The following is a 6,549-nucleotide window of genomic DNA, read 5'->3' as shown; positions in this document are numbered from 1 at the left end:
CCGCTACAAGGTCAACTTCCTCTTCGATCGCGACCCCTGGAAGCTCGGCCAGGAAAGCATGTGGCTCCGCCAGGCACGCCCCTACGCCGGCGACACCCACGGCCTGCACCTGCCGCTGATCTGCGGCACCGAAGTGGCCATCGCCTTCGAACAGGGCGACCCCGACCGCCCGTACATCGCCCACGCCCTGCACGACAGCGACCACCCGGACCACGTGACCCTGCGCAAACGCGACTACACCCGCAACGTGCTGCGCACCCCGGCGAACAACAAGCTGCGCATGGAGGACAACCGCGGGGAAGAGCACGTCAAGCTCAGTACTGAGCACAGTGGCAAGAGTCAGTTGAATCTGGGGCATCTGGTGGATGCCAAGAAGCAGAAGCGTGGCGAAGGATTTGAGTTGCGCACGGATGGGCACGGCGCCATCCGGGCAGGCAAAGGCTTGTTCATCAGTGCCGACCTGCAGCCCAAAGCCCAGGGCCAGGTGCTGGACATGCAGGCTGCACTGGGTCGCTTGCAACAGGCTGGCGACCAACTGCAAGGCCTGTCCAGCGCCGCCCAGGCGGCTCACGCCGATCCCGCCGATGTGCAGGCCCAATTGTCACTGCTGCATGAGCAACTCGACGAACTCGAGGCTCAGGTGATCCTGCTCAGCGCGCCCCAAGGCATCGCCTTGAGCAGTGGCGAGCACCTGCAACTGGCGGCGCAGGACAACCTGATGCTCAACGCCGGCGGCGAAGCCGACATCAGCGTGGTCAAGCGCTTGTTCATGGGTGTGGGCCAGGGATTTAGCCTGTTTGTGCGCAAACTGGGGATCAAGCTGTTTGCCAACCAGGGACCGATCTCAGTGCAGGCGCAGAACGACTCCCTGGAACTGCTCGCTCGCCACGGGCTGTCGATTACCAGCACCGAAGACGAAATCCATATCACCGCGAAAAAGAAAATCGCCCTCAATGGCGGGGGCAGCTATCTCAGCCTCGATGCAGGCGGCATTGAATCGGGGACGGCGGGCGACCACAAGCTCAAGGCCGCGCACTTCGCCTTTAGCGGCCCGGCCAGCATGACCGCCGCCCATCCGGATTATCCGCAAAGCCTGTCCAAACAAGTTCTGCGACTCAATGTGCCGCAAACCCCAAACGCTTCCAGCGAAGGCTGGGCAGGCATGCCCTACACCCTGTACGCCGACGGCGCAGTACTCAAGCGAGGTGTGTTGGACAAGACCGGGCAACTGTTGATTGACCACCAGGTTGTTACTCAAACCTATCGGCTGGTGATGGCCAACGGAGTTGCCTATCAGATTCCGGTTCCCACCGACTACCGCAATCCCGAACAGGCGCACTTGGCCAATCGCGGCTTGCAAAACCACCCCTCGCGAACCAATGCCGAGGTGAGTGAGCCCACCTCGCACACCGATCATCGGGCCCTGTACGCCGCGGTGATGGAAGGAATCAAAGATCAGGAAGGGAAAACACCATGAGGCCAACCGACATCGTTACCCCGGTCGCTCTTCAGCACACCCAAGAGGCCACCTGCTGTTCGCCCTGGTATGTGTGCAATACCGAGTATCACCCCGCGATGGCTACCTATAAGCCATTGGTCAACGGCGAAGAGACATTCAAGGCTGTTCATCTTGCCATCGCCCAAGCCACGAAAACGGTCGACATCATCTGCTGGGGTTTTCAGCCGTCGATGTTTTTCATACGCGATGGCAATGCACCATGCATCGGTGAACTGCTCAAGGCCAAGGCTCGGGAAGGCGTCAAGGTGCGGATATTGGGCTGGGAGATATTGTTTAACAGCGCGGGTTGGGCGGGTGAAGCCAATCTACCCGGGAAAGGCCCGTACCGAATCTACAACCGCGCGATGCAACCTTCCACGGATAACCAATATGCCTATGATCGGCAGTGGTTTGCCGATTGCGCAGTCGCCGACCTCGAGGCTGCCCAACGAAGTTCGAGTGGCCTGCCGCTGTTTGTCAGTCGCGGCTTCAGTTGGAAAGAGCGAGCTGAAATTTCCCACTGGGTGAAATATGAAAGTCTCGACCCACAGATCAGCGCCAATATGCGACAAGCGCTGCGGTTTACAGCGTCACACCACCAAAAGACGGTGCTGGTCGATTATGAGCTGCCAGACCGTGCCATCGGTTTCGTCATGGGCCACAACATGCTCGACGAGTACTGGGACACTGACAGGCATACCGCGCTAAATCGATCCAGGAACAGCAAGCCCAGACCCGATCATGGCCCGCGTGGTGATACGCCACGTCAGGATATTTCCAGCCAGGTCAGCGGGCCGATTCTCGAACACCTGCACCACAACTTCGCCAGTGCCTGGCGCAAGGAAACCGGCGAGGACCTGCTCGCTCTACGGCAAGCCAAGCAGGTGGGGCCACAACTTCAATGCTTGCCCGGCGCCACCCGGCAGTTGGCTCAACTGCTGCGCACCCAACCCCAGGAAGGCAAGCGGGATATCGAAAAGCTTTACCTGCAAGCCGTCAACAACGCGACCCAATTTATCTACATCGAGAACCAGTATTTCCGCTGGCCTCCCCTGGCTACCCTGATCAAGGACGTCGCCGCCAGCCAGGCCAGAGCCGGGCGTGATCCTGTGGAGCATGGCAGCCTGCATCTGTTCGTTGTCACCAATGACACAGAACAAGGCCTTGGCCCTGGCGCAGTCAATACCCAACGCATGCTCGAAAGCCTCGGGCGCGCCGACACCATTCCCGAAGTCACGAAGTTACAACGCATTGAAAAGGTCAAAGCCAACGCACCACCCCGGCCACGGCCCGAGCCAAGCGATCGCGTCGGGCATCAGGAGCTTGCCCAGTGGCAGGAAAAACTCGATTGGCACATCCGGCAAATCAAGGACAGCACCCTTGTTCCGGAGAACATTCCCAACCTGAAAGTTCATGTGTGCTCGTTGGTCGCCAACGACTTGAAGGCGGGCGACAAATGGATGCCGGTGTACATCCACTCCAAGCTGATGATCGTCAACGACGTGTTCACCACCCACGGCTCGGCCAACATCAACACCCGCAGCATGCAGGTTGATAGCGAGCTGAACATTGCCCATGAGTGGGCGAGCGTGACCCAGGCGTTGCGGCGGCGGTTGTGGGATATGCATACGAATGGGATGGGGGCGCAGGATGATGCGGATGAGGCGTTCGAGGCTTGGCAGAACATCATCAAAATAAACAAAAATCGACAGAAAGATAAGAAAACCGGGGAGCCCTATGCTCCCCTCGTGGAATTCTATTACGACAAAGCCACCCTGAAGGACCTCGACTGATGCGCCGCATGCTCTTGTTGTGGTGCCTGCTGCTGGCTGCTTGTGATAGCCGCAGTACCTTTACCTATATGAAGAAGGACCCTCATGTGAATCCGCTCACCGACATCAAGGCCAATTTCGCCTTTACCTGCGCCCACGAAAAAACTCCTGTCCCCTCAGCAGAAACAGATGTGCTGTTCCAGTACGCCCGCTGGTTGCAGAAGAACAATCAGCTAAAGCAAGACAAGAGCGTCGACGTCGAGATCGAACGGCTGTACCGCATCGCCGCCGAAAACGGCCATTACAAAGCCAACATCAACCTTCAGAATGGAGCGATGCGTCAGCATTTCAAGCTTCACGGCCATGAACACTTGCGCCTGAGCCAACAACTGATCGAAGCCAGTGTTGCCACGGGATATTACTTCGTGGGAATCTTCTTGCAGCAGGGTTCGGCTGGGTTGAAGCAAGATTCAGAAATGGCGTTACGTTATTACCGCAAGGCCGCCGATCAGGGAAGTGCCCAAGCCCAGGCATATGTAGGCGACAAGCTGGCGCCGAGCGATATCGCGCCAGACGTAGCCCGTCAGATGCGCCGTTGCGCCGCTGAACAAGGCAATGGGGACGCAGCCGTCATGCTATCGATGTACCTGAGGGATGAAGGGAAATACACCGATGCAATCGAGATTCTGCAGACGGGCGTAGCCGGAGGCAATGAGAGCGCCGCAGGCCGCTTGAAGAACGCTTTTCGAGGTCATCCTTCCACTAATACGATGTACTACCTCGGGCAACAAGAAGACCCTGAACGCGCCGAACGCTATGAAAAAATCTGGCGAATACTCGCGAGAGCTTCCTACGCGAACCCCACAGTCCCCGAAATCAACGAAATCGTCCCTTTACCCCCGGCGAAGCTTCCAGCCTGGGATGGCAAGCTTCAATGGCTTGAAGCACGCCGGGCCAATGTCCCACCGGAAAAGCCCAGCCAAGCGCTGATCAACCAGCTGTCCAAGGCCAAACTCCTGGACCCGGCCACCGGCAGAGGACTTCCGGGTTCACCCGCATTCAGCCAGGCTCATTTATCCGCGCCGTACTGCTATAGCGGTCAAGTCTATCCGGTTGTAGGAGCCGGCTTGCCGGCGAAGGCGCCCTCACAGTCAACCAGTCTCTCGCGACTGTACCCGACCTACTGTAGGAGCCGGCTTGCCGGCGAAGGCGCCCTCCCAATCAACCACTCTCTCGCGGCTGCACCCGACCTACTGTGGGAGCCGGCCTGCCGGCGATGACGTCCTCCCAGTCAACCTGTCTCTCGCGGCTGTACCCGATCTATTGTGGGGCCTGCCGACGATGGCGGCCTGACAGCCGACCTGTTCCCAAGTGAACGCATCCCCCTGTAGGAGCTGCCGAAGGCTGCGATCTTTTGATCTTCTATTCAGCCCGATCAATCCGATCCAGCGCCCGACTCACCGCCAGCTCGCCGAGCACCGCTTCAACCTTGGCCGGGCTACTAAACCCGATCACTGACCATCAGTGACACGAATCAAGTTACCGAGCAGCCCCAAGGCGCACAAGCCGGCGGATTCTGGCGTAATCGTAGGAGACGACGCAAGGCGCTGTGGCTTTGGGGAAGTAACCTGATGGGCTTTTAAACACTCTGCAAACTGCTCGAAAAAACGCTGCCAATAGAGGCGGAACAACCCTCGCTCCAAACGCTTGAATGCCGTGGGATTACCGCCGCGTCCCTCCCTTCGTCAACCCCGCAAAAAATCCTACAGATCCGGCACGCAACCATCTCGGACGCATCCTACGCGCTCATCGGAAGCGTCCGATCCCATCCTTTATTAGATTCCTGAAAGCTCTCGTGTGCTTGAACGAGGGTGGAAAACCAAGCCTCCCCGTATGCCGATCCAGCCCAGGGAGGACTGATTTTGTCCAACACACCGCGCATTTTCTTTGACCACACTCGCCACAAGTTCACCATCTACCGATTCGACGCTGTCTTCGACGTCCTGGCCTTCGAAGGCCAGGAGCACCTCAGCCAGCCCTTCACCTATCGCATCGAATTCACCTGCACCAATCAGGACCTCAGCGCCGAGCAGATGCTCAACAAGGACGCTCGTTTCAGCCTGTACCCCTCGCCGCCAAGGCCACCTTACCCAGGCTTTCCAGCGCCCGAGTACAAGCCGTTGCGAAGCCTCTACGGCATGGTCAACAACTTCCAGCGCCTGTCCAGCTCCCGCGACGAAGCTCGCTATGAAATCACCCTGCAACCGCGCCTGGCGCTACTCGCACACGGCCGCCAGTACCGCCTGTACCAGCAGCAGTCGGTCCCGGAGATCGTCGAGCACATCCTGCGCAGTCGCCACGACTTTCTTGGCCAGCACTTCCTGTTCCAGCTGGTGCGTGAATACCCCCGCCGCGAGCAGGTCATGCAGTACGGTGAAAGCGACCTGGCGTTCATCGAACGGCTGCTGGCCGAAGTCGGCATCTGGTACCGCTTCAGCCACGACGACCGCCTGCAGATCGACGTCGTCGAATTCCACGACGACCAGCGCCACTACCAGTTCGGCGTAAAGCTGCCGTTGCGTGCGCCGGCCGGTTTCGCCAGCGGCGAGGACGGCGTGTGGGGCCTGCAAACCCGTCACCAGGTGGTGGAGAAATCCATCAACTTCCGCGCCTATCACCACCGCGATGCCCGGGCCCGGCTCGATGGCGAAGTCGACCAGACCCGCGCCACCACGACCACCACCTACGGCGAGGCCTACCACTACGCCGAACCCTATCGCGTGCTCGGCGATCGCCTCGACCAGGACGAAGACCTGCAAAGCGAAAGCGGTTTTTTCTACGCGCGCCTGCGCCACGAACGCTACCTCAACGATCAGACCCACCTCAGCGGCGCCAGCAGCAGCGCCACCCTGGCGCCGGGCCAGGTGCTGAAAATCGCCGGCGCGCCCCAGGCCTTTGCCCCCGGCGCGGTGATCACCGGCCTGCACACCCGCGCCGCCCGCGACCGCAGCATCGAAGTAAATTTCGAGGCCATCCCCTACGCGGAAATGGTCTGCTTCCGCCCGCCGGTACCGCCCAAACCGATCATCGCCGGCACCCTGCCGGCCCGCGTCACCAGCGGCAAAGCCAACGATCCCTACGCCGAAATCGACCTCGAAGGCCGCTACAAGGTCAACTTCCTCTTCGATCGCGACCCCTGGAAGCTCGGCCAGGAAAGCATGTGGCTCCGCCAGGCACGCCCCTACGCCGGCGACACCCACGGCCTGCACCTGCCGCTGA

At 59.8% G+C, this 6,549-nt stretch carries 4 protein-coding genes; all 4 read left to right on the top strand.

What is annotated here, in order from left to right; genetic code table 11:
* Positions 1–1,477: DUF2345 domain-containing protein (locus SOP95_RS31205; protein ID WP_323609481.1), on the top strand; the 1,477-nt coding region annotated here is incomplete at its 5' end.
* Positions 1,474–3,291, top strand: a complete 1,818-nt coding sequence (locus SOP95_RS31200) for a phospholipase D-like domain-containing protein (protein ID WP_323609480.1) — start codon at positions 1,474–1,476, stop codon at positions 3,289–3,291. The genes SOP95_RS31205 and SOP95_RS31200, both read left to right, overlap by 4 nt.
* A complete protein-coding gene (locus SOP95_RS31195; protein ID WP_323609479.1) occupies positions 3,291–4,550 on the top strand; it encodes an SEL1-like repeat protein in 1,260 nt (419 codons plus the stop codon). Before SOP95_RS31200 ends, SOP95_RS31195 begins: the two co-directional genes overlap by 1 nt.
* A 642-nt stretch (positions 4,551–5,192) precedes the next feature.
* The coding region (locus tag SOP95_RS31190; protein WP_323609478.1) for a type VI secretion system Vgr family protein at positions 5,193–6,549 on the top strand (1,357 nt) is incomplete at its 3' end.

It is taken from the genome of Pseudomonas sp. YuFO8, from assembly GCF_035065025.1.
GTDB lineage: Bacteria > Pseudomonadota > Gammaproteobacteria > Pseudomonadales > Pseudomonadaceae > Aquipseudomonas > Aquipseudomonas putida_AE.
This window is presented reverse-complemented; position numbering and strand designations above follow the sequence as displayed.

What these genes read in the sequence shown, in the direction of transcription:
- SOP95_RS31200 (WP_323609480.1), top strand. Translation starts at nt 1,474, where the DNA reads ATGAGGCCAACCGACATCGTTACCCCGGTCGCTCTTCAGCACACCCAA.
- SOP95_RS31195 (WP_323609479.1), top strand. Translation starts at nt 3,291, where the DNA reads ATGCGCCGCATGCTCTTGTTGTGGTGCCTGCTGCTGGCTGCTTGTGAT.